General features: G+C 36.9%; 21 protein-coding genes and 1 pseudogene. 9 read left to right on the top strand and 13 right to left on the bottom strand.

The features are described 5' to 3' along the window. Positions 1–24: 24 nt before the first annotated feature. The 5 genes from BV902_RS18000 to BV902_RS18020 all read left to right on the top strand — a co-directional run bounded on the left by BV902_RS18000 (position 25) and on the right by BV902_RS18020 (position 4,680). Positions 25–702, top strand: a complete 678-nt coding sequence (locus BV902_RS18000) for a hypothetical protein (protein ID WP_075993128.1) — start codon at positions 25–27, stop codon at positions 700–702. Between the two features lie 25 nt (positions 703–727). Then, positions 728–1,411, top strand: a complete 684-nt coding sequence (locus BV902_RS18005; RefSeq protein WP_075993129.1) for a hypothetical protein — start codon at positions 728–730, stop codon at positions 1,409–1,411. Positions 1,412–1,783: 372 nt separating this feature from the next. After that, positions 1,784–2,602, top strand: coding sequence for an alpha/beta hydrolase (locus BV902_RS18010; RefSeq protein WP_257787029.1), 819 nt, complete (start codon positions 1,784–1,786; stop codon positions 2,600–2,602). Between the two features lie 79 nt (positions 2,603–2,681). Further along, positions 2,682–3,413, top strand: a complete 732-nt coding sequence (locus BV902_RS18015) for an SMI1/KNR4 family protein (RefSeq protein WP_075993131.1) — start codon at positions 2,682–2,684, stop codon at positions 3,411–3,413. A gap of 538 nt (positions 3,414–3,951) precedes the next feature. Continuing rightward, positions 3,952–4,680: an MBL fold metallo-hydrolase gene (locus BV902_RS18020; protein ID WP_075993132.1), complete on the top strand. Its 729-nt coding sequence runs from the start codon at positions 3,952–3,954 to the stop codon at positions 4,678–4,680. Between the two features lie 180 nt (positions 4,681–4,860). Here the strand turns inward: BV902_RS18020 and BV902_RS18025 are convergent, their stop codons facing one another. The 3 genes and pseudogenes from BV902_RS18025 to BV902_RS28745 form a co-directional block, all read right to left on the bottom strand. Continuing rightward, positions 4,861–5,706 carry a GNAT family N-acetyltransferase gene (locus BV902_RS18025; RefSeq protein ID WP_075993133.1) on the bottom strand — a complete coding sequence of 282 codons (846 nt, stop codon included), beginning with the start codon at positions 5,704–5,706 and terminating at the stop codon, positions 4,861–4,863. A gap of 131 nt (positions 5,707–5,837) precedes the next feature. Then, positions 5,838–6,644 (bottom strand): hypothetical protein, encoded by an 807-nt coding sequence (locus BV902_RS18030; RefSeq protein WP_075993134.1) that lies wholly within the window; start codon positions 6,642–6,644, stop codon positions 5,838–5,840. 215 nt (positions 6,645–6,859) lie between these two features. Beyond that, positions 6,860–7,128, bottom strand: a pseudogene (locus tag BV902_RS28745) (winged helix-turn-helix transcriptional regulator). Positions 7,129–7,650: 522 nt separating this feature from the next. Between BV902_RS28745 and BV902_RS18040 the strand changes: the two are divergent. Both BV902_RS18040 and BV902_RS18045 read left to right on the top strand, forming a co-directional pair. Further along, on the top strand, positions 7,651–8,592 hold the full coding sequence (locus BV902_RS18040) for a hypothetical protein (protein ID WP_075993135.1): 942 nt from the start codon (positions 7,651–7,653) through the stop codon (positions 8,590–8,592). Between the two features lie 284 nt (positions 8,593–8,876). Continuing rightward, positions 8,877–11,738 (top strand): response regulator, encoded by a 2,862-nt coding sequence (locus BV902_RS18045; RefSeq protein WP_216640371.1) that lies wholly within the window; start codon positions 8,877–8,879, stop codon positions 11,736–11,738. 357 nt (positions 11,739–12,095) lie between these two features. On the opposite strand, the gene BV902_RS18050 is transcribed toward BV902_RS18045, so the two are convergent. After that, positions 12,096–13,049, bottom strand: a complete 954-nt coding sequence (locus BV902_RS18050) for a transporter (RefSeq protein WP_075993137.1) — start codon at positions 13,047–13,049, stop codon at positions 12,096–12,098. 351 nt (positions 13,050–13,400) lie between these two features. Between BV902_RS18050 and BV902_RS18055 the strand changes: the two genes are divergently transcribed. Continuing rightward, positions 13,401–14,618 (top strand): transglutaminase-like domain-containing protein, encoded by a 1,218-nt coding sequence (locus tag BV902_RS18055; RefSeq protein ID WP_075993138.1) that lies wholly within the window; start codon positions 13,401–13,403, stop codon positions 14,616–14,618. 149 nt (positions 14,619–14,767) lie between these two features. On the opposite strand, the gene BV902_RS18060 is transcribed toward BV902_RS18055, so the two are convergent. From BV902_RS18060 to BV902_RS18080, 5 genes are all read right to left on the bottom strand, one after another. After that, complete coding sequence (locus BV902_RS18060) at positions 14,768–15,607, bottom strand: AraC family transcriptional regulator (RefSeq protein ID WP_075993139.1); 840 nt, start codon at positions 15,605–15,607, stop codon at positions 14,768–14,770. Between the two features lie 81 nt (positions 15,608–15,688). After that, the gene (locus BV902_RS18065) at positions 15,689–16,390 is read right to left on the bottom strand and encodes a peroxiredoxin-like family protein (RefSeq protein WP_075993140.1); all 702 of its coding nucleotides are present in this window, start codon (positions 16,388–16,390) and stop codon (positions 15,689–15,691) included. A gap of 164 nt (positions 16,391–16,554) precedes the next feature. Continuing rightward, positions 16,555–17,853: a spondin domain-containing protein gene (locus BV902_RS18070; RefSeq protein ID WP_075993141.1), complete on the bottom strand. Its 1,299-nt coding sequence runs from the start codon at positions 17,851–17,853 to the stop codon at positions 16,555–16,557. 102 nt (positions 17,854–17,955) lie between these two features. Continuing rightward, entirely contained in the window at positions 17,956–18,519 is a 564-nt protein-coding gene (locus BV902_RS18075; RefSeq protein WP_075993142.1) for a dihydrofolate reductase family protein, read from the bottom strand. Positions 18,520–18,792: 273 nt separating this feature from the next. After that, complete coding sequence (locus tag BV902_RS18080; protein ID WP_075993143.1) at positions 18,793–19,005, bottom strand: PepSY-like domain-containing protein; 213 nt, start codon at positions 19,003–19,005, stop codon at positions 18,793–18,795. A 560-nt stretch (positions 19,006–19,565) separates the two neighbouring features. On the opposite strand from BV902_RS18080, the gene BV902_RS18085 reads away from it, so the two are divergent. Next, positions 19,566–20,675 carry a serine hydrolase domain-containing protein gene (locus BV902_RS18085; RefSeq protein ID WP_075993144.1) on the top strand — a complete coding sequence of 370 codons (1,110 nt, stop codon included), beginning with the start codon at positions 19,566–19,568 and terminating at the stop codon, positions 20,673–20,675. Between the two features lie 68 nt (positions 20,676–20,743). Here the strand turns inward: BV902_RS18085 and BV902_RS18090 are convergent, their stop codons facing one another. The 4 genes from BV902_RS18090 to BV902_RS18105 form a co-directional block, all read right to left on the bottom strand. Further along, entirely contained in the window at positions 20,744–21,514 is a 771-nt protein-coding gene (locus BV902_RS18090) for a hypothetical protein (RefSeq protein WP_075993145.1), read from the bottom strand. Positions 21,515–21,609: 95 nt separating this feature from the next. Further along, positions 21,610–22,002, bottom strand: coding sequence for an SRPBCC family protein (locus BV902_RS18095; protein WP_237241708.1), 393 nt, complete (start codon positions 22,000–22,002; stop codon positions 21,610–21,612). A 248-nt stretch (positions 22,003–22,250) separates the two neighbouring features. Then, positions 22,251–22,889 carry a hypothetical protein gene (locus tag BV902_RS18100; protein ID WP_075993146.1) on the bottom strand — a complete coding sequence of 213 codons (639 nt, stop codon included), beginning with the start codon at positions 22,887–22,889 and terminating at the stop codon, positions 22,251–22,253. A gap of 317 nt (positions 22,890–23,206) precedes the next feature. Then, positions 23,207–24,127, bottom strand: a complete 921-nt coding sequence (locus BV902_RS18105; RefSeq protein ID WP_237241710.1) for a DMT family transporter — start codon at positions 24,125–24,127, stop codon at positions 23,207–23,209. Between the last annotated feature and the right edge of the window lie 57 nt (positions 24,128–24,184).

The following is a 24,184-nucleotide window of genomic DNA, read 5'->3' on the forward strand; positions in this document are numbered from 1 at the left end:
ACCTTAAACAATTAACTAATATTTATGAAATTAAAATTAGCCTATTTAATGCTTATAGCGATAGCATTTGTATCTTGTAAGAAAACAACCGAGGTAGAGATGTCTCTCTCCAATAGTGGAAAACTTACTTACAAATTAACTGACGCAAACGGTAAAGGCCTATCTAATGTAAAGATATCCTTGTTTGATCACTTGGACAGCTATTATGCAAGCAACAGTATATTAATCGATGAGCGTCGCACCGACGGAAACGGCCAAGTTGATTTTGGTGATCTAAATCCGAAAAGTTATCTAATAGTCGCTGATTCGGCAAAAGTAAACAATGTAAATTATACTGTTAGAGATTATGTTCAGGTCACCACTGGTATGACAAAGAACAAAGAGACCAAAGTGACAGACTTTTCAGGAACATTAGTCGTTAAAGTAACTTCCTATAACACGAATCAACCCGCAAAAAATATAGGTGTTCTCATCATTCCTTTTAATAACTACGAATATGAGCAATATATTTCAAAAAACTTAGCTAACGCAGAATTTAAAGGTGTGACTGGCGAAAATGGAATTGCTACATTAAAGATCGCATCTGGCAAAGATTATGTCGTCTTACTCTATAATATAACAACCTTGTCAAACCTTAACTGGGGCACAACATCCATTCAAAAAGGTATGACGATGAACTATTTTGCAGGTTTTTATCAATAATTAGCTGATAAAAAACTTTAATGATATGAAAGGCTATTTTTTTATTGTGCTCACACTGTTGATTGCAACAGTCTCCTGTCAGAAGGAGGTCGTTGTCAAACTGGCGGAAGGGGAAATTACGGGAAAACTAAACTACAAATTGACAGACGATACTGGTAAGGGATTGTCTGGTCTCAAAGTTTACATTTATAACCCTGGGAGCAAGCAAGATCCTAATTCACCGATAGATTCAGCTATTACGAGCAGTGTTGGCGAAATCAATTTTACGGATTTGTTACCTAATAATTATCAACTAAGGACAGATTCTATAAAATTAAATAACAACGATTACAGCGTCGATGAATATGTACAGATTACAGCGGGTATAGAACGTAAAAAGACAACAAAGGTAACTGATTTTTCGGGCACCCTGATAATTCAGTTACTATCGTACGAAACCCGCACCCCTATCCAAGATCAGGGAGTCGTGGCATTTCCTGTCAATAAGATCCATGTCACCTCTGATAATATCGCGGATATAGTAAAAAGCTCGACGCTGAAAGGGCTGACGGATAAAAATGGATGCGTAAGCCTAAAAGTACCAGCTAACCAAATTTTTGATTTTATTGTTCACCACAAGACATATGGTAACTATGGCTGGGGGTTTGGTTCTTACCAGGTAGCTAAGGGTAAAACGTTAAATATAACACTCTACAGCAGTTTTCTTTAACACAGTAACATTTCTTCATAACACTTACTGCCGCCTGAAAGGCAATCGACTTTTATAAAAAGAACGCTTTTGAACGAGCAGGTCAAACAGAGCCGATGTGGATCTATGCGGTGATGATTGACTTACGAAGATAAACTTACAATAAGCGTCTTGGCAAAACAGCTCCTCTTTCGTATCTTCGATACGGCTACACTACTTCGCCAAGTCGTTGCCCCATTGCCGATAATTTTATCTGAATTCATAACTGAACATAGCACCTTAAAATGAAAAAATTTTTTACTACTTTTTTGTACGCTAACATCAATAATTGGAAAAGCTCAAACGGAAAAGATTTACTCAAAAACATACGGAAAGAGTGAAAATCCGACAATAATTTTCATTCACGGCGGACCAAGAGGAAACTCGACACTCTTCGAGGGAACAACTGCAGAAAATTTAGCCGGAAAAGGTTTTTATGTTATCGTTTATGACAGACGTGGTGAAGGTCGTTCAATCGACACAACTGCAACATTTACTTTTCAAGAAGCAATTAGTGATTTAAATAGCATTTACGAAAAATATAACATCAAAAGAGCAAATATCATTGCTCATAGTTTTGGTGGTTTGGTTGGAACACTTTTTACAGAACAAAATCCTGAAAAAGTAAGTTCATTAATTCTTGCAGGTGCACTTTTTTCCCAACAAGAAACGTATAACCATATTTTGGAAACGACACGAAAAATCTACAAAAAAAAGAATGACACTTTAATGCTTTCCAAAATTTCTGAAATTGAAAGATTAGCTAAAAATTCGGCTGAATACAGAAAGCAATGTTATGAAATTGCAAGTATGAACAACTATTTCAAAATGCCATTTCCGACAAATGAAGCAAACCAATTGCGGGAAAATTATGAAAATAGTGAATATGGAAAAAGCAATATCCGAAATGACGACGCCCCTATTTTGTTCTATAAAAATGAAAACAAAAATAATATTGACACCAAACCTATTTTAAAAAAACTAGAAAAAGAGAATGTAAAATTATTTGCAATTTATGGTTTGCAAGACAAAATCTTTTCAGAAAAGCAATTAAGTGATATGAAGAAAATAGTTGGAAAACAGAATTTCAAGACAATTGACAATTGCTCGCATTATCCATTTGTTGACCAGCAAAACCCATTCATTGAAATAATAGAAAAGTGGATTAAATAAAAAACTACCACCAACAAGGTATTAGCAAAAAGTTAGCTGCAAGCATAACAAAACACACCAAGACAACAAAATTGAATTTATGACACCAATAGAAAGACTGACGTCCATTTTGACAGAACAATATATTTCAGAAGATGGTGACGAATATAAAGTAGAACTAAAAGAAGGTTTGACCAACCAGCAGATTGACGAATTAGTCAGACGACTGCCGACAGGACAAATTCCGCCAGAGATAAGAGAATTACTAAAATTTGCAAGCGGTTTTGAATTTTTCGGATTTGAAGAAGTCACATTTGACGGAGTAGGTCAATTTGGATTTGAAGAGTTTTTTCCTAATTCAGTTCAACTTGCGGGAGACGGACTCGGAAATTTTTGGATTTTAGATGTTGACAACAGTGGAAGTTGGGGAAGCGTGTTTTATGTGTGCCACGCCCCAGCTGTAATCGTAAAACACTCGGACAACTTAACTCAGTTTATAGAACACATCGACGATTTTGGAAAAAATGGGAATAAGTCAAACCTTGATATTATTCACGAAAAAGTGGTTATGGATATTTGGAGCAAAGGAGATGGATTTATTGAACTTGAAAATGCAAGACAATCTAAAGACACAACTTTGAAAAACTTTGCACTATCACTTCCTGACAATTTTGTAATTGCAGACTTGAGAAACAAACAAATTCAGAGCGGATTTGCGTGGGGCAAATTCGGGCCGAACATTGACAAAGCAAAACGACACGAAACGGAATTAATTTGGGGAATTGAGAAGCCAATTAAAAAAGGATTTTTATCAAAATTATTTGGACGATAATGATATCTGACAATTTTTAGGCGTAGCCAAAGTCAGATCAAGTAGTGGTGGTTACACTCATGCTACCTGCGGTAAGTCTTGTCTTCTCTTTACCCACCCTACTTATCTATTTTAGTCATCTACGGGCTTAACAAACATAGTAAAATGGGCACAAAATGGTTACAACTAATTTTGGTTTCTACCACAATTCTTGGCATTGGCGCCACAATCTATTTATTTAATACCGTTGGAGTTATGTAACCAATAATCTGCTATTCAATCGCTGCAATTCTCTCTAGTTACTTTCTTGAGTTAGAAAAGGATGATTTGGAAAATTCAATAAACTTTCAAATCCAATAGCTTTTTAGACCATTCTTAAACATGTATTAAGGGCAAACGTTGAAAAATCAAGAATTGGGTATTCCGTCTTGAAATTTCGTTGATATCTCTACGGGAACCGTAATTAATTCAATAGAATGAGGATTTTGCTTTTGGGATGTTTAGTTTTGTTTAATACGCTTTATCGGTCAATAGCATAAGTGAGATTAAATAACAACAAATGAAAATATATCCTTTAAAAGACGGTGATTTCAGTGTAGATAAGAACAAAAATTTCACCTATCTAGAAGATACGGAAAACGATAAAAATTTAAAGATGGCGGTGCAGCCTTTTCTTATTGAAACAGCTGGCAATCTAGTGCTACTAGATGCAGGATTAGGCTGGATGGGAAACGGTATCCCAAAAATTCATAGCAACATGATAAAAGCAGGTTTCCAACCAAAAGATGTCAAGCTAGTTATGCTTTCTCATTTGCACAAAGATCACATTGACGGACTTGTGAATAGAGAGAAAAATGATTGGACGCTTAATTTTCCAAATGCCGAAGTCTATCTGCAAAAGCGTGAATATGATTTTGCGCTCTCAAAAGAAGGGAGTCCTTCTTTTGATTTGGATGTTTTGAAGTTCATTGTTGAGAATGCCAATATTGTCTGGATGGATTCTGATAAAGGAAGTATTACTTCAGAAATTGATTTCGAAGTGACTGGCGGACATACCCCTTATCATCAGGTTTTCTGGATTAAGGAAGATGGAGAAACCGCTTTTTATGGTGCAGACAATCTTCCTCAAATGGGATATCTAAACTATCAAATAGCATTTAAAACTGATTATGATGGCAAAAAAGCAATGGAAAAACGGATCATTTGGAAGCAAAGAGCACAAGAAGAACAATGGAAAATCCTGCTTTACCATGATATTGAAAATGAAATAATTAGACTTGGTAAATAGTTTCCTATTTCAAATCCTCACTCATCAACGTTAATTTTTTAGAAAAGACAATAAAAAAATCATCTGCATCGTTACCTGATATTTAAATCAACAAGTAGTTTTGCATCCCTATTAATTTCCTTTTTTTAAACAAAAAAGAAAATGGGATCGTGAGAAAAGAAAAAAGGAATCGGAAATTTGTCACAGCCTTTTGATCATTTCATATTGCTTTCCAACTGGTTCAATATTCACGGATTTCAGAAAAGCTGTCATAGATTCACAGTTAATGTCTGTATTGATAATTTTTATAGCGTCAGTTTGCATAGTCTCTATTATATGCTGAAGCAATAGGGTACCAGCACCTTTTCTTCTGTGTTCTTTATTTACCGCCAGTTGTGTAATATCTCCTGATCCTGGCTCAAATACGCAATATCCAATTAGCTTATCCTCTGAAAAAACGCCTGTGCAAATAAAATTGTCGAAAGACCTACGAATTGATTCAATGCTATTTTGCCAGGATGGTTTAAAATCCCAAAAAGTTTCAATTTCAGTATATTCAAAAATATCTATTGGTTTTATATTAAAGGTTGAACTTTTGGCCAATAAAGTAATTGCCTCAATCTTTTGCTTAAAATAAAAGAACTTTCGGACCACAGTAAAGCCGATCTTTTTATAAACCGATACGGCACTTTTATTATGCTGCAGTACTTCCAGCAGATAATTATGGACTCCAGCCTTCTTCAGATAGGGAATCGAATAATTAAATACCGATGTGGCAAGTCCTTGTCCCTGATAATTTTTAAGAGTACCTGTCCCCGTATCATAAGCCGTTAAAACCTCATCGAAATCACCGATCCCGTTAAAGGTGAAAGATACGATAGCATCACCGTCAAAAACCCCAAAGGAAAGATCAGGCCTAAAACCGCGCCTCTTGAGCATAGCCAAGAGCTGACTTTTATCCAATTGCATTTCATATTCGGCAAAAGCTCTCTGAAATGCATAAAACAAAATTTCAGGATCTATTTTTTCCAGGGATCTAATTTCCATAATCAAAGTGGCCGACGGTAAAAATTGAAAGGAAATATAAGACAATTTTTACAAACAGCTGCTTTTTAAGTAGAAATCTCCAAGCAGAAACCAGTTTAGACATTCTAAATTAATCCTGTAGTACGCAAACTTTACCTGTTTTCATAATAATCTGTACGACGGTAATAATGAATGGTCGAATTAGATTTTTTCATCCTATTATTGTAGTCTTTTCTAAACAAAAACGCGATGATTACAATGAATAAGAATAGTAATAAATAGACAAACAATATATCGTACAGCCAAGATCCCTGCAGATAAAAAGAATCGTCTGCAAGGCAAAACTTCTGCTGTTCAGTATTTTGTGGATTGTAAAACAATATGTATTCCTTATTAGTTATTATTCCATTTGCTCTATCCAGCAGTTCGGTTCGCATCTGCTCAAAACGTCGCTGGCTCACAATAGGTAAAAATGCATACTGCTTTTCCGCCTTGTCTAATTTCCGCAAGTATAGCTGTCCATTGGCAGTATATCGGTATTCGACATTTAAATAGGCGTATTTTGTCTTGCCTCTATGTATTTTAGATTCGAAGTTTATGATAGCGGGCGCTGTTGCAATCCAGCTCGGATGCGTCCGCGCAAACTCTTTACGCTCCAAAGATGGACTTACAGAAAAAACGGAAATTATTAAAACATACACTGCTGCCAACAGAACAACAAACGCTATGCGATTGCCACTTCGCATTGTTATGCGCTTTCCATTCACATTATAGCGGACTTCATCCCGACCATCTCCTTTACCTAATTTGCTAAGGATTATTTTTTGCAAAGGGAAATAAAGTAGAGAAGAGCATACCAGCGCATAAACAAAATAACGGTAACTGTTGCCCCAGAAAACGATGACAAAGATGAAGGCAGCAGCCACAGACCATTGAAGAAATTTGCCAATTGATTTCATAACCCTTTGTTCAGATGTAAGCACTAAGCATAGCAATAACTTTTTTAGTTTATTCCGTTGCAGCTCTCTATTATTCCAAAATAAAAATAAGGTATTCGACAATACCCATGGCCCTCTATTTAAAATCCGTGAGCAGAAAATTACGATTCGCTGAACAGTGGTAAATTTTGCATACCCACCTATTCTGAAAAAAGCGACTATCCTCACCCTTTTTATCATTCTGAAATTCTTTTTAAAATTACTCTTCTCAGTCTGTCTTCATTCTGGTCTCCCCAATATCCAAGTGCGGAAATTACTGGGATCAGCGTCATTCGAAAATCTGTGAGTGAATATTCTACTTTGGTGGTACAACAGGATAAATTTTCTTGCTGATAAGTTCATGGTCTTCCAGTTCTTTCAGCTGGATATTTAAAACCTGTCTAGAGGCATCTGGTATTTTATGCTGCAATTCACTGGGGCTTTTATGCCCCTTTAAATTGACAATGGCCTAAGAACTTATTATAAAACTTGAGTATACCTCATTTTATCGCATAATATATTTTCCTATATAGGACTCATATCGTCCTGAAAGGTCTAAATCAAAATATTTCTGTCCGTAAATCATGCATGAGAAGCAAGACAGTCTAATAATTAGTATCATCAAAAAAATAGTATTTATTGATTTTTTCATAGAGAACTGTTGCATCAAGATACAAATTAGTTATGTAAATTAGCTACTTAGTTATATAGAAATACAATGGGAATTTCCTGGGTTCGTAAGCTATTATTTATGTGTATTGTATCGATAAGTATGTTATCACAGAACAACATATGAAATTGAATAACATCCTTTTTAACGAATTTTAAACGATAGTCAGCGAATTGTAAACGGTTTACACTGCAAAAATTGATATTTTTACATTTGACAATTACCAATACTTCTTAAGCAATACGGCTAGTATATCGGAAAGCTGTTTAATAGCGTTGGCCGAAATATTAAACCAACACGCTCCAACAAAATTGACTTATGAAAAAATATATGTTATCAATTATTTTTTTACTGACTTTAGCCTCTTGTAAAGGACAAGAAAGTAAGACAGAAATTTTGGATAAACTAAAATATAATGCGGACAAGAGCAACTATGGTATCCAACCGACGTTTTATTATCCTACTGAAATCTCAATAAATGATTATCCTGTAGTCAAAGGGCTTGAATTCTTTGGAAACACAATTCCAAACTTTATTGACATTGCGATCAACAAAAATGGCGAACAAGAGTTAAAAATACTAATTGACTTATCCAATTATAAAAAGCAAGGAAATCCGATTTTAAAAATTCTATTAGTCAGGTCGGCCCAAGGAATATCAATCATTTCCAATGAATCAGATTTTCCCAAAGAAAATATTTTAGTAAATTATGAATTATCAGATGATGATATTACTCAAGAAAACATTAAAAGTGGTTACTTCTTGAAAACGATAAAGTTTAATGCCAAAATTCCTGTCGAACTATCTTCCTTAAATAAATCAGTTCAATTAAAGAATTCAACAGAACTACTTGACAACCTGTATAGTGCTCTTACCAACCTGACGAAAGATTTAAATGATAAAAATAGCAATAACGTTTTGGAAATTATCCAAAACGCAGAATTTGAGGTGGCACAATTACGAGGGATGAAAAAAGAATGGATATTAAAAGAAAGAGAAGCTCTTCTATCAAATACTTTTACATTGCTACCAAAGGATAGTTGCGACGTCAAAATTTATGGAAACGGAACAATGGCAACTCTTGTGAAAAAGAATTCAGAAATAATCAAACAATCGGCAATAACTTCAAAATTTACCAAAGGTTTCCCTAGCGGTAAAGTTGTTCAATTTTATAACTTTTATTACAACATACCGAAAGGAAAGGAAGAATTAGAATTAATAAGATTTGACGGTTATGCAATAACAAAATACAAAAAATAATAAACGCTATCGGCAGAAAAGCTGTTGTTTCAGGCTAGCTAAAGTGGAATCGCATGATCTCAATAGGTGAAATCTCCAATATCAGCTATCTCGTAGAAACATGATGAAAGCCATCAAATATTACTGACTGATTAGAGATACAATTCTACTTTTTTAGTATCTTAACAGTAAACTACCGACCAATGCCAAAAAAAATTATAAGAAATCTCCAGATAGGTGTAATGCTTTCTTTGATACTACTGATTGCGGGTTCTATAGCATCTTATATTAGCATACATAACCAGATGGAGAGCAGGAAAAGCCTCTTAAAAACGAAGGAGTCTATCAGTTTAATAAAAGATATTTTAAACACGCTGTTAAATGCCGAAACAGGCAATCGGGGATATCAGCTTACCGGCCGTGAAAATTTTCTTGAACCTTTCAATAAAAGCAGGAATGAATATCCGCTGCTTGTTGCTAACAAAGATAAATTTAATCTTAACGATAAACGCCAGATTAATATCCTTCATGAACTGCTGCATACCTCAGACAGGTTGATGAAAGAATATGTCTTGTTGATTGATAATCGTACTAAGGGAATAGTAATGACTCCAGAGGAACTTGTTCAAAACAAGATGGCCATGGATAAATGCCGAATGCTCGTTCAGGAATTTGTAAAACACGAGGAAGTTCAGCTTGCCCTAAAAAATGAAGATCTGAATAACTCCACCAAACGGACCGTTTTATTCATTATCTTTTCAGCGGTTGCGGCCATTGGCGTCACCATTTTCGTTTATATTCAACTAAAATCGGACATTATGCGCCGCGATAAGTTGGAAAAAGATCTGTTTTATACGAAGGAAATGCTCGAGGAAACAAGCGCGGTTGCCCAAGTGGGAGGCTGGGAAGTCAATATAAAGAGCGGAAAGCTCACCTGGTCTCAAAGTGTACGAGAAATTCATAAAACTAACATTAATTTCCAACCAACTTTTGAAAATGTCCTTGGATTTTACGAAGGAAAAAACAGAGAGAGAATAGAATTTCTATTCAACAGAGCAGTACAACAAGGGATCTCTTTTGATGAGGAGCTACAACTTCTGCGTAATGACGGTGTCACCATCTGGGTAAGAGTAAAAGGAATTCCCGAATTTGAAAATGAAGTTTGCCACAGGGTTTTTGGAATTATTCAGAACATTGATGCCTTCAAAAAAATGTTTCTGGAAGTTGCTCAGAAGGAAGCTATGATGCAGTCCTGTGCTACAGATGTTCCTATTCCTTTGGCGATGCTTGACAAAGCCCTTAACTACGTTGCCGTCAGCAGCAGATGGCGAGATGAATTTAGTATGAATAATGTCGACCTTATCGGCAATAACCTGTTTACAATATCGCCCAATATTCCCGAAGAAAGAAAAAAGATTTACAGGAATGCGCTTTTGGGAGAAACGTACATCGACGGGGATTTTGCACTAAAGGTGGAAGGAAAAGAAGAAATTCAACATTACGATCTTAAAGTCGGACCCTGGTATCTTACAAAAGATGAGGTTGGAGGTATAATTATTTCCATACAGAATATTACAAATGCCGTAAAAATAAACGAGGAACTGAAAAATGCCAAGGAAACTGCAGATATAGCCAGCAGGGCAAAATCCGAATTCCTGGCCAATATGAGTCATGAGATCCGTACTCCCTTGAACGGAGTTATTGGTTTTTCAGACCTCCTCCTCCGGACACCACTGAATGAAACACAGACGCAATATCTAAATTACATCAATGAATCAGGGGAAAACCTCCTTAGCATCATCAATGATATACTGGATTTTTCTAAAATAGAATCCGGAAAAATGGACCTTTTGATTGAAAAAAGTGATGTGTATGATATGTTAAGCCAAGTCATCAATGTTATTCTTTATCAATCCCAGAAAAAAAACATCGAACTTCTTCTCAACGTTGAGCCTGGCCTCCCAAAAATACTTTTCATTGATGAAGTCAGATTAAAACAAATCTTGATCAATCTGTTAGGAAATGCTGTAAAATTCACAGAAAAGGGCGAGATCGAACTAAAAGTAGAGAAATTGCGCATGGATGATCATACGATTGCCTTGCGCTTCTCGGTAAGAGATACTGGAATCGGCATTCCTATAGAGAAACAGAAATATATTTTTGATGCCTTTACCCAGGAAAACAGTTCAATCAGTAAACGATTTGGCGGCACAGGACTGGGACTAACCATCTCGAACAATATCTTGGGATATATGGGAAGTCATTTGTCGCTGACCAGCGAAATGGACAGCGGTTCTGTATTTTTCTTCGATCTTGAGGTTCCTTACGAAATGTCTGAATGGAAAGAAGAGGATGAAACGACAATTAAAACTGCCTTAGTGGTGGATGATAATGAAAGCAACAGGATTATTCTTGAACACATGCTTACCTATAAAAATATCAAATCCACGTTAGCTTCTAATGGAATGGAAGCCTTGGATATCATGTTGAAAGGTGAGCGGTTCGATGTCATTCTGATGGATTATCATATGCCTATCATGTCCGGATTGGAAACAATAGAAAAAATAAAAGGCTTGTTAAATCAGCGAAAAGAAGTTGCTCCATTTATAGTACTTTCGTCTTCTTCGGAAGAATTGGATATACTTACATCGGTTAGGAAAATAGAAAATACACATTTGCTATTGAAGCCTATAAAATCACATGATCTATACAAAACCCTTAAAAAGGTAGACCGAAGTACAGTAATAGAAATTATTCAGGATCAGACTGAGAAAGATTCGCATGCATTTGCGCGAGAGTTAGACGTACTTTTGGTTGATGATAACCCAGTGAATATGGTCCTGAACAATAGGATAATGAAGTCTCTTGCTCCCAATATACTTCTAACGGAAGCAGCTAATGGTTTACAGGCTTTGGAAGAATGCAAAAAAAAGCAGTTTTCCCTTATTATTATGGATGTACAAATGCCGATCATGAGTGGTATTGAGGCAACACAACATATTAGAATGCTGTCTGCATATCAACATATACCTATCATAGGCGTTACCGCTGGAAATGTGCTGGGGGAAAAAGAAAAATGCCTTGAATCCGGAATGAATGACTTTCTTCCCAAACCGATACGGCGGGCAGACCTTCTTGAAGTACTCAAAAAATATATTAGTGTTTAGTAATTATGGCTGTTCGAATCTGAATGGTCAACGGTATCAGAATATCTACTAAGATCAAGAAACAGGAGATCCTCAAATAAATACTAACACGATGAAGTCTCAGCGAGTCTATTAAATGAATCTTGAATACAAAATAAAAAGGAACGTAAATATTACTCTTATTTAACTAGAGTCTAAAAAATAGATGAAGTCCGAATGCTGACGGCACAAGCTCCTGAAAGGTATAAGCTTTTATTATGCACAAGCTTTCTTAAATATCACATTTCAAAAAATCAGAGTTGTATTGAAATGTGAACGATCAAGGAATCATATGTTTTGGCATTTTTTGGTAATTATTCTTTGTTTTTTGAATGTCAGTTACTTTGCTGGTATCAAGAAATTTACGCCTGTTTGAAAAGCAATCCCACCAAATCTATTTTCAGTCGCAAAATTCTGCGTTACTCGAGCCATTATACCGATTCTATGAGGTACTATCCAATACGATCCGAATGCACCTATTCCCGCATTCTGGTCAGAAAGAAAACTTCCTTCCGTTCCTTTATCATCGGATATTTGTTTGGAATAATTGCCAAATACCCCTACTTCATTTCCCCGAGCATTCAGTAGATACGAACCACCTAAATCAAATGTAAGATGACTTCCTTCTTTAAAGTCAGTGTTTTTTTGCCACTGATTGATTTCTAATGTAGGAGCAATACTTAAATTGATCTTGGAAGTTGCTTTGTATTTTAGGGCACCACGTATATTATGTGACCAATACCCATGTCCCCCATTATCTAAACTACCATGCTCATATTTCCCAGTCGGCGCCCATACGCCATAATTTAACGCATATTGAAACCTTCCCTGCTTCCATGATAACCAGATTGGTTGCACATACATGTCGCCAAATCCTAAACTCTTATTGGTAAAAACATAGCTTCCAGGACCCGTCTGTTGCGAATAGTAGTCCAAAGCAATATTGGCGGTAGGACTGTTTATTGTCGGAATTACCATCAGTCCCCAATTAGCACCCAAAATCTTTCCCTTTCCTCCGTAAATTGCCATTAGGATAAAAGAATGCGTGATCACCTTTTGTTCAATTTGTAAAGCAGTAGGATTTCCAGGAACCGGATTAATCAAGTGATCTGTCTTTTTACCCTGACCATTGAAATAATTCATATTGGCATAACCATACCATACCGGTATAATAAAGCCTTCATGCGGAGCAAAATAATCGTTGGGATTAAACGATGAACCGTTGTAATGCCCCTGACCATAAAGTTTCATCATGGACTGGATAAATAGAAACACATAAAATATCTTTTTCATTTGACAATCATTAACCCCTTATAATATCGTTCAAAATGTTAACAACTCAATAGGTTTATTTGTTGCATTTTTCAAATAATTTCATATCAATATTCACCCGTGCATCATTGATACCTCCTACTCGCGTAGAGCTTAAATGGATTAAAGACGATCTTCGATCACGGCGAATTAAGCAACAACTATTTAAAAGTATTCAGATAATATTTTACAAGCCAAATGTAATATTTCACATGGTATAGTTGTCTTAAAGCAAAAATCTATTGTATAAAATCGCAGGACAAAGCTTTTTAAGCGCACACATTACAGTTGATATTTATACAATAAAACTATTTACTTTAACTAAAACCTCCAATGAAACTATTATTTAACCTTCTTCTTTTCATGCTGCTGACCACCTGTGTATTCGCGCAGACAGCTTCGACGACATGGCATAAATTCCTCTCAGAGTTTAAGAAGTCAGAACAGGAATATAATAATTATTATCCGGCAAAGGATTATCAAAAAGCAGCCACAGTATTAAACGCCATTGCAGCCAAAATGGAAAGCTTACAACTATCTGAAAAAGAAAAGCAGGAATATCAAACAACTATAAGCGAGATTAATGCGAATATAAACTACAACCTTGCCTGTTTGCAATCATTACTCAATCAAAAAAAACAAGCTGTATCAAGTTTTGAAAAGGCAATTTTGTGGGGATATACTGACTATCGTAATGCTTTAAATGATCCTGATTTAGATAATCTCCGTAAGGAAAAAAAATTTGTAAAAGCATTAGGCGAACTGAAACAATACGATAAATTGACCCTTTTGCAACAATCAGGCGGATATGTTTCTGCAAATAGTGACTCTTTGCCGACATTTACCTACCAGGTAACAAGCAGTCCTAATTTATTAGCGGTAAAAAGTTTTTTCAACTTGGACTCGATAGCCGGTAATGGCGACGAAATTTCGAAAATCCGTAATATCATGTTTTTTGTAGCAAATAACATTAAATATGACGGCAGCAATTGGGCACTATGTGAGTTTGACGCAATCGATTTTTACAACTACCACAAGGCAACAGGAAAAGGTATCAACTGTCGGCACAAAGCGATGACATTAAATGAAATGTATCTCGCGATGGGATTTAAGTCACGCTATGTTACATGCATGCCAAAAGACGACAAAGATACTGACTGCCATGTGATCAATAGCGTATATGCTGAAACTCTAAAAAAATGGTTGTGGATGGATCCTTCCCATGGTACATTTGTGATGGACGACAACAACAATTTACTGAGCATTGAAGAAGTTAGGGAGCGTTTAAAAAATAATCAATCGCTCAAGCTAAACGCAGAGTCCAAAGTAAATAAACTTTGGTACCTGGATTATTATATGGCAAAGAATTTATACTGGATTCAATGCACGAATAAAAGCCAGTTTAACACAGAAAGTAGATATAGGCCCGTAGCCCCTGATCTGCAATATATTTCTTTAGTTCCTAGCGGGTTTGACAAAAGCAGTAACAAATATTTAAAAAACAACGTGATTACGTTTGATCCTGCCTACTTCTGGAGATCCCCGCAATAAATAACAACACAATAAAAATAGAGTTTGCAAGCAGTCAGCTCTAATTGAAATCAACTGGCGTAATTTATAAATGCAGGGGAATCACATAGTCTCATTGAACGAAATCTATGTTGTCATAAACATGAAGAAAAAGTCTCCCTCTTTGATGATCAAAGGTTCTTAAATGCAGAAATATTTGTTCCGGAATACATCTTGAAAAACCGGCTAAAATGAGCAGGACTTTCAAAACCAAGTTCGTAAGCGATCTCTTTCGCTGACTTCTCGGTATAATGGAGATACCTTTTAGCCTCAAGAATTATTCTGTTGCGGATTAGAACGGATGGCGCCGACTGTTTCAACAGCGCAAATACATTGCTTAGTGTTTTTGGTGATTTGTTGAGTGCAGCCGCATAGAACCTGACTTCATGTTCCTCTTTAAAGTTACATTCTAGTAGCAAAGCAAACTTTCTCACAATATCCATTTTTTCGTCGGGGAATAGCTGATAACTTTCACTTTGGAGCTTTGCAATTCTTGTGGTATTGATGATCACTCTCTTAAGAAGGGTGCGCAGCATTTCACCCTGGAAATTATCTTTTACCATCATCTCATTTGAAAACACATTCTCCAGATGAGACATTTCTTCCACAGCAGTTTCATTTAATACAATGAACATTGGATGTCGAATACCATAGAACAGAAAACCAACGCAACCGACCTCAGCATCGTGATCAACGATACAATAGAACTCCCTATTAAACTGCCAGGCAATCAGCACATCGGGCTGTTCAAATACAAAATGTTGATTGGAAACCAAGGGAAGTATACACCTTGATGGCATCGTATAGCTGATCTCATCGATCGTCACTTTTTGTTCGCCGCCCTTGTTATAAATAAATGTATTGATAGGCAGGGAATTCGCATTACGAAGTCCCCTGCCTGAAAACTGGTTGTTGTCACTGTGCATCACAAACAGTGCTGCTGTTGCGTTATCGCTATACTCCCTAATCATGTTGTCATTTACTTACAGCATTTCAATTCGCTTAAATTTAATCATTTTCTTGTAAGAGCCTAACGCCCACAAGCTAGAAATTTAAAGGTCTTCTTTAATACTGCTTGCAGCAGCAAGCAGCAGATTGGAGGATAATCTTTGTTTAAAATCGGGATTGATAAATTCAAAATGAATTGTTCCCTTTTGATCAAGTATAAATACTGATGGAACCGGAAGCAGCAAGTCGGTGTCTTTACCTCCAGTTGTTTTCGGTAGCATCTCCCAGTAGTCTTTCGGAGCTTTAAACGCAATCCCCATTTGTTTCGACAGTGAAAGATCTGCATCCGATAAAAGTGTGTAGCTTAATTTTTCTTTCGCTGCAGCTTTCATTAATCCCTCGGATTCGTCTGTACTTATGGCAATCAACTGATACCCCATTTCTTCCAAGCCGGGAAAGGCCTCTTGTAAGCCCGAAAGCTGTCTGGTACAATAAGGACACCAGCCACCGCGGTAGAAAACCAAAATGGTCGGCTTTTGGGAAATCGCTCTATTGAGATCAAACCTTTTACCTGAAACGTCTACCAATACTGCCATCGGTATTTTTTCTCCACACAATAACGGACTGATGTCTTCCGGATTTTGCGGAATTCGATAAGGGATTTGCTTCATATCCATTTTATCTATCCTGCTGTCAGCTCTCCGCATGCTGGACCGCTCCTGCGCATTGGCTATGCTTGCGATGCAGGTCGTGAACAACAGCAGCGCAACAAACGCAGCTAATTTTGTTTTTATAGGATTTTTCATTTTATAATACGTTTATTACTTAATAAATATTGAATCGATACTTTTTGTCCATGGAAACTCAATCGATACTTTGGCCACTGCATGTAATAGGTTGCTGATCGTCCTGTCTCCAATAAGGACAATATTAGCCATGAGATTTTCGTTCGTATAACCGGCCTCAAAAATTAGTTGATTGTTACTTTAATAATGCTAGAAATTGATGGCAGTGTGGTGAACCCATTTGGATTAGGTACTTCTCCGATTGGTTTACTTTCGGTCACAGGAGTGCCACCTAATCCTGCCTGCTCATTGCCAGCTCCGGGAAACTGATTAATCGCTGTCCCATTGTCAAACAATCCAATTGAATAGGATACATCTCCTTTTACTGTTGCATCAATTCCATTATTTTTTGTTGCAAAGAACCAATCGTTGGAAAGGCCATACATGCTTGCAATGGCAATTCGATCTCCACTTGCTATACTTAACTGCTGTGAAACGCTACTTCCTGCCTGCGCTCCGATTTTAGGAAGTAATACTGTTGAGCTAGCCGCCGGAAGGATATAAACCGCTTTTACACCGGAGAGTGTTTTAAGATAAGCCGCCAGGCCCGATGCATCACCTTTTTGCGCTAAAGCTTTCAGTCCTTTACCACGGTCATTTTCACCGATTTTATATATTGGGTTTTCGATGCCTTTATATAGCACCACCAAAACTGGAGATAATGGTGTAAAAATACCTGTTTGCGTATCAATGTAATTCCCCAACACGCTATTGTCTCCCATCTCCGCAATATTTGTCAAGCCATTTACACTTGGTTTTCCTACTTCAAATAATGGATTAGGATTTAACAGGTTGCCTCCCACGTTATATGAAATCGCCCAAACTCCGGGACTGAAGGGGGTCGGATTGGTCGTACCGCCCGAGACATTAGTGATTATAAGTGTAAAATTGGAATTACCTTCATAATGAAGTGTTGCTTTCATTAAAGTAGAAGCTGGAGCATAAGTATTGCCCTGTGCATCGGTTCCGTTTACTTCCGTAATAGCTCTTGGAGCAGTTTCTGTTGTTCCCGGGTGAATTACAGCTGCACCTGGCATCTGATTGATACGAGTACCATTATCCCATAATTTAATCTGTGCCGAAACATCGCCCTCAACCGGAGTTCCATTGTCCTGATACAGCTTTATGCCAGGATTTTCGGGAGCAAAAAACAAGTCATTCGACCAACCATACATCGTTGCAAAGCTCAGCGCTTGTCCTTTGGCTGCAGAAAACTTAATGGAAATTGCTTCGCCAGGCATAACCACTGGCGAAGCACCAGTGTTTTTAAAGCTACCGGACTCGACCAATGGTTTTGAATCCAATACATTTTCTATCGTAATAGTTGTCGCCGACGTTGATGGCATAGCATCATTTTTATTGCAAGCGATAATTAGCAAAGGGATTGCTGCCATAGCCCACAAAATTGAATCTTTATGTTTCATAATGAATTCTTTTTAAATTACATTACAAATGTAAATTTCATGGGAGGAGCTGTAGGTATCTGAATTTCCCGCTGTGTTGCCGATATTTCCCGAGGGAATAATTTATGAGGAAGTAGATGTTGGACTGTACTGATAGTACAGGAGGACTGAACCGCCCGAGAAACACCTTGTTTTTAATAGTTTAAAAACTATTCTATCGCTTATATGTTCAAATAGTGAAAGCCCCTGTCCTACCACAAGGGGATAAATGCACAATTGAAGTTCGTCGATCAAATTGAGATTCATCAGCTGGACAATTAAGCTTCGACTCCCAACCAAAATATCTCCACCGGGTTGCTGTTTCAATTTCAATATTTCATCTTTTAGCATCCCTTCGGCCATTTTTGCACTCGCCCAGTCTATATTTTTCAAGCTATTTGAAAAAACAACTTTTGGAATTTTATCGATAGCCAATGCAAAGTCATCCATTGATTTTTCACCTGAGGGATTTTTCACAAAAGGTCGCCAATATTCCATAAGCTGATAGGTAATACTACCATATAAAATGACATCAGCGCTATTTAACAGATGCGTATAATGAAGATGTATTTCCTCGTCGGGAATGCCTGCTGTATGATCACAAAACCCGTCAAGGGTCATATTGAATGCTGCAATTACTTTTCTCATGTCCTTCCAATAAGCTTCTTTTACACCGTAAATCTAACATTTTACACATTGAATAGGCTTTGCATAAGACAAGAAATAAACCGGGGTAATGATAGAAAAGAAAGCTAACGTTTCAAAGAATAAATAATAGCCACCGAATAAAATTGCAGGTGGAAGGAATTAAAACAAAAAAGTCAAACCACTAAAGATAATTACCGTTGAAGGGGGGAGCACAATGCTGAGCTCCTGCCCCTTTTTTAAAATATGAAGTCTATTTCAGATCATCGAAGCAGGCTAGTCACGATCTGTTCTCACAAATTGTCCATTGAAATCGAAAATAAGAGCATCTCCACCCCTGATATCTATTCGATATGAACTGCGTTTTTTTTCGATAAACTCAACCTGATTCCCAGGATGATTTTTTATGATAAAAGTTAAAATACTCCTTCTGACATCCTGGGAAGAAAGTTTTTCACCCTTGCCGGTTACTAAATTCCAATTGACCATATGATTTAAGATTTAAAATGTTATAATAATCTAACCCTATCCATCAATTTGGGAAAGAAATGGGAATTATTTATCTATTTTCCCAATCTAAATCCAACCGTTATACCGCCAACAGGTGTAAATTCGCTTTTGCTTCAACTGCTGTATTCGTTTGTGCAAAGGACATTGAGGCAAAAGCCACCGCCATAAAGAGTGTAAAATAATTTCTTTTCATTAATAATTAATAATTTAACACCGCAAAGATATTAAAATAAATAATGTGTAAAAATCAAACTCCTATTGTCAAATCGAAGGCATTTCGCTTCAAAAACAAAACATCAATAAATACAACTCAGTTTATTAGATAAGCCCGATGTACTATTTCATATATTTAACCATAAAGACTATTATTTTAATTCTTATTTTCACAAGCGTAACAGGCAACGAGATCCGTTACCCCTACTGCGGCGTCGATGCATTCGCAGCTGCAGAGGTGATTGTTAGTGAAGTAGTAAAGAAATATACTTAGCAAATGCTCAGAAAAATTTTGAGTCTGAGGCACAATGTTTTGAAAAGAACATATGAAAAAATTAGTGTTATTAAATACCTTGTTTACTCCGTTGATCGGATTTGCTCAATTACAGACCGTTTTTAAGCAAAAAGTAGATTCAATTTATAATAAAAATAAGGATGCAGTAGGGATTATTGTTCATGTAGAAGCACCGAAACATAATATTTCTTGGAGTTATGCAAAAGGTGTAGCTGACACCAGCACGAATCAGGCGCTAGAAGACCAACAGCCCGTTTTAATTGCAAGCAACACAAAACCCTATGTCGCTGCTGCAATCCTAAGATTGGTAGAAAAAGGTGAACTTTCTATTGATCAGCCAATTGCAAATTTATTATCAAAAAAAACATGTCATTTATTTGAAAGCGATGGTTATAATCTAGCGGTAATTACGATAAAGAATTTGCTCTCACACACTTCGGGAATTCAAGATTATGTAGATGAAGCTTATTTTGAATTCGTCAATCAGCATCTTAAATATAAGTGGAAAAAAGACGAGCAGATCAAAAGATCCATCGATATCGGAAACCCTCAGCCTGTCGGTGAAAAATTTAGTTACGCTGATATTAATTATTTACTTCTTACCGAAATTATTGAGCAAAAAACACAGCAGCCATTTTATGCATCCATCCGAAACTTACTTAGATACAGAGAATTAAATCTAACAAAGACATGGTTTATAAACTTAGAACAATATCCTGAAAACACCTTGCCTCTCGCCCATCAGTACGCAAGCAAGTACAACTGGGACTCTTATACCATTGATCCTTCTTGGGATCTCTACGGAGGCGGTGGGATAGCAGCGACAGCCAAAGAGGCAGCCCTATTTTTCCAATATGTATTTGACGGGAAAATCATTCAGGATAAACAACTTCTTGAAGCGATGCATACCTACGTCTTACCACCAGATAAATCTAAATACTGTTTGGGAATTTATCATTTTGACATGGGGTTCAACGCTTACTATCATGGCGGTTGGTGGGGAACAGATGTCATCTATTCACCGGAGTCTGATGCGACTATCACTGTATTTACGCTGCAAAAAGGATTTCAGCATGTCATCAATCCATTTATCGGAAAAGAATTTCAAAAGCTATTGATTGCGGAATCAGCAATAAAATAGCAGCTGACTACAATACGATGGAAAGTTTAAACTTTGATTGCCAAACCACTATCATTTACTAATAAGCACTAGACAGGCAGTCGTTTACGATATTGGATATAGTATACAATTACATTTAGCAAAACAATAAGAGCCGCTATTATAGCCGCTGTATATACAGTGCTATTAACTAATTTATTGGCAACTGAAATTGCTATTAAAGCCCATACAACTACAAGTCCAAATAAGGGCATATGACGTTGCCATATCATCAATAAGTGAATGATTAATGCAATTACAAACATGATAATAACCCATGTTGTAGCTGATAATCCAAAACCGTCCCAGCCTATCTTCGTGAGATAGGCTGCAATGTCGGCAATCAAAGCGACAGAAATCCAGCCTGCATAAAGTTGAAAAGGGAACTTAAGAAATATGCGCTTGCTGCGTGAAGCATGAAGCGCAATAGATTGAGTATGATGAATTATCTTTAATAGCGACACAAAAAGTAAGATCATCAATAAAATAGTTAAAAAGGTATAGTCATACAACCAGGTAATGACCCATAGACTATTTGCTAGACAAGAAATCAAAAACCACCATCCGACTTTTAAAACTACTTTTTCCTTTTCGTTTGTCTGTCTGACAAAAGGACCAAAATAAATTACAAATCCAAACAACCCTAAATAAATGAGGCCCCATATGGAAAAGGCATATCCCGCGGGTGTAAATAGATTTTGATATTTAGCAGAAACCGTTGCCATGGTCTCCCCATTAAAAATTCCCGTATTGGATAGGTAATTAATAATCACCGTGATGACCAAAGCAACTCCATTGGTTATTTGATAGATTTTCTTCATTGTATACAGCATAAGATATGTTGAAAAGCTCATCTGACCTCCTTCTCACCGGTCACGTGAACTGCAATAGACTCGTTATCACTAATTCTTAATCACTAATTCTTAGTTTGATTAAATAATTTTTCTAAAACCTGATAACGGTAATCGAAGATTTGCTCCAACTTTTTTTTAACAAAAACTCCATGCACAATTGTGCCTAGAATTCCCAAAGGCAATTCATAATCTACCCTGTCTTTTACGAGCACTCCTCTTTCATTCGGAATAAACTCATGAAAATGATTCCAATAGGCATAAGGTCCCTTTAGTTGAAAATCAGTAAAACTTTTATTCTTTTCCACTTGCGTTATTTTGGTCTTCCACTTCAGCGGAAACCGAAGGATCGGAGATACCAAATAATCAATAATCATTCCTTCAGCAATTTCTTGCCTACAAAAGTTTGAGACGACAACAAACCCCATATCTTTTGGTGTAATTTCTGAAAGATTCATGGGTGAAGAAAAAAAAAGACCAAGCGGTATCCAAATCGCAGGCCAATTGTTGTTCTCTATATAATTTGTATCTCATCTTATTTGAACTAACTTTATTGCTTGTCAATATAACAACATTACCGCAATTTAGTTTACAAATATACTATAAAAAACATTTAAAGAAGCTATATCGTCAACACAAAGAATAATTATACACAAATACTACTGTTTGATTTGAAGCTAGCTTTTAAATATATTTTTATCGATGGTTATTTAGCGGACATATCCTTTTCTAGAGCCTTAACAAGGGCTTTCGTATAACTTTTAGAAAAATCAGCTAAGCTGGAAGGGTTGATTGTTTCAGACTGCACACTCCAAACCAGTTGTTCGGAACTAACGTCATATAGATTGCTTTCCAGATAGTACATTTTATCCGTGGTATAATATCCCGGATCGTATGCAATCGGGTACCAATGGGAGTAATAGCTCCAAAAATTACCATACCATCCAAACCTCGGATAAGGCATATAAGGTCCACTTCCCGGTACATATCTTGTCTCGCTGGTTTTGTCGATCAGGGTAACAGTGAAAATAGCATCCGCATTCAGACTGTGTACTGCTTTCATCACTAAATCTTTGTTTTGACTTTCATCTTTGGTGAACGTGCGTTTAAAAACATCAGTACTTTTAATAGCCTTGTAGCCATGCATGGAAGCCGCTTCAGCCAAATTGGATTCAATGACCTCCTGTGCTTTAGCATGGTTTGTCATCGCAATAATGAATATTGTTTGGTATTGTTTTGGAGTCAGATCTCTATTTTTATAGATATCTGTTATCCTTGTGGAGGTACTACAAGCCAACAATAAGAAGCTTGAGACAATTGCGGTTAAAAATGACTTCGATTTCATATGTTTTAAAAATTAGTGTCCTTTTGAAGTGTAGCAGAGAGTCTCTTCGTATTTTCCGTGGGATAAGTCAGTACATCGATCTATTTTGGGTAGTCTTAGCGTAAAAACTGTAGAACCACCTATTAGACAACAAATTTACACTGACAATTGTTTTGCAGTTATTAATTATAAAAGAAATACTTTAATTCTTAATTGATATTATCAAAAAAGATCCTTAAGAAGTAAGGACACCACTCATCAGGGATTAAATTTCATCATTCAGGCAAAATCTGATTTCTGTGATGAACCTATAAACCAATTCTCTTTTTCCAATGCATTTATTGGGCAAATTTCTTCGTCGCTACGACACAGAGGATAACACCAACTGTTACGGCAAGCATGCCAACACTGACTTGTTCATGAAGAAGCCAGGCGGCTAAAGCCAAACCAAAGAATGGCTGTAATAACTGTAACTGTCCGATGGTTGCCGTGCCACCTTGAGCGAGTCCTTTATACCAAAAAACAAAGCCAATAAACATACTGAACAAAGAAACATAGGCTAAACTAGCCCAGGCGCCCATAGGTACAGCATCAAAAGTGGATGGAAGATAGATAAAAGTAAGTGGCAACATCAGCGGCAGCGACAAAACCAGGGCCCAGGAAATGACCTGCCAACCACCCAGCGTCTTGGTCAATTTAGCGCCTTCAGCATAGCCCAAACCACAGAGAATGACAGATAAAATCATTAAAACGTCACCTAAAGGCGAGGCTGTTAGTCCTTGTGCCAGCGCATAGCCGATCACCAGTAGGCTCCCTAAAGCAGAGAACAGCCAAAAGATTGGCTTCGGACACTCGCCACCGCGTATAATACCAAATACGGCTGTCGATACGGGCAAAATACCGATAAAAACGATAGAGTGCGCAGACGTGATGTGCTGCAGGGCTAAAGCGCTCAGTAAGGGAAATCCAACGACACATCCTATTGCAACGATGCATAGCGAACCCAATTGTTTTCTTTCTGGTCGTTTTTCCTTAAAAACCATCAATGTTACCAGTGCCAATATACCTGCAATCGAAGCTCTGGCTAGCGTCACAAATACGGGGTCAAATGCTAAAACCGCCATTCGTGTTGCCGGCAACGAACCGCTAAATAATAGCACCCCGATAAAACCGTTTAACCAACCGCTTGCGGTATTTTCTTGTAATTTACTTATACTTAATTCTGCCATGTTTCCATCTTTTACACAAAGTTCGTCCATTACAAGAACTAAGCACAGTCACAGTTTTTGATAATTCAACGGACACAGTTACCTTTG

It is taken from the genome of Sphingobacterium sp. B29, assembly GCF_001952815.1.
Taxonomy (GTDB): domain Bacteria; phylum Bacteroidota; class Bacteroidia; order Sphingobacteriales; family Sphingobacteriaceae; genus Sphingobacterium; species Sphingobacterium siyangense.

Coding starts and splice junctions, on each gene's coding strand:
- BV902_RS18000 (WP_075993128.1), top strand. CDS start 25: ATGAAATTAAAATTAGCCTATTTAATGCTTATAGCGATAGCATTTGTA.
- BV902_RS18005 (WP_075993129.1), top strand. CDS start 728: ATGAAAGGCTATTTTTTTATTGTGCTCACACTGTTGATTGCAACAGTC.
- BV902_RS18015 (WP_075993131.1), top strand. CDS start 2,682: ATGACACCAATAGAAAGACTGACGTCCATTTTGACAGAACAATATATT.
- BV902_RS18020 (WP_075993132.1), top strand. CDS start 3,952: ATGAAAATATATCCTTTAAAAGACGGTGATTTCAGTGTAGATAAGAAC.
- BV902_RS18025 (WP_075993133.1), bottom strand. CDS start 5,706: ATGGAAATTAGATCCCTGGAAAAAATAGATCCTGAAATTTTGTTTTAT.
- BV902_RS18030 (WP_075993134.1), bottom strand. CDS start 6,644: ATGAAATCAATTGGCAAATTTCTTCAATGGTCTGTGGCTGCTGCCTTC.
- BV902_RS18040 (WP_075993135.1), top strand. CDS start 7,651: ATGAAAAAATATATGTTATCAATTATTTTTTTACTGACTTTAGCCTCT.
- BV902_RS18045 (WP_216640371.1), top strand. CDS start 8,877: ATGGAGAGCAGGAAAAGCCTCTTAAAAACGAAGGAGTCTATCAGTTTA.
- BV902_RS18050 (WP_075993137.1), bottom strand. CDS start 13,049: ATGAAAAAGATATTTTATGTGTTTCTATTTATCCAGTCCATGATGAAA.
- BV902_RS18055 (WP_075993138.1), top strand. CDS start 13,401: ATGAAACTATTATTTAACCTTCTTCTTTTCATGCTGCTGACCACCTGT.
- BV902_RS18060 (WP_075993139.1), bottom strand. CDS start 15,607: ATGATTAGGGAGTATAGCGATAACGCAACAGCAGCACTGTTTGTGATG.
- BV902_RS18065 (WP_075993140.1), bottom strand. CDS start 16,390: ATGAAAAATCCTATAAAAACAAAATTAGCTGCGTTTGTTGCGCTGCTG.
- BV902_RS18070 (WP_075993141.1), bottom strand. CDS start 17,853: ATGAAACATAAAGATTCAATTTTGTGGGCTATGGCAGCAATCCCTTTG.
- BV902_RS18075 (WP_075993142.1), bottom strand. CDS start 18,519: ATGAGAAAAGTAATTGCAGCATTCAATATGACCCTTGACGGGTTTTGT.
- BV902_RS18080 (WP_075993143.1), bottom strand. CDS start 19,005: ATGGTCAATTGGAATTTAGTAACCGGCAAGGGTGAAAAACTTTCTTCC.
- BV902_RS18085 (WP_075993144.1), top strand. CDS start 19,566: ATGAAAAAATTAGTGTTATTAAATACCTTGTTTACTCCGTTGATCGGA.
- BV902_RS18090 (WP_075993145.1), bottom strand. CDS start 21,514: ATGAAGAAAATCTATCAAATAACCAATGGAGTTGCTTTGGTCATCACG.
- BV902_RS18095 (WP_237241708.1), bottom strand. CDS start 22,002: ATGAATCTTTCAGAAATTACACCAAAAGATATGGGGTTTGTTGTCGTC.
- BV902_RS18100 (WP_075993146.1), bottom strand. CDS start 22,889: ATGAAATCGAAGTCATTTTTAACCGCAATTGTCTCAAGCTTCTTATTG.
- BV902_RS18105 (WP_237241710.1), bottom strand. CDS start 24,127: ATGGACGAACTTTGTGTAAAAGATGGAAACATGGCAGAATTAAGTATA.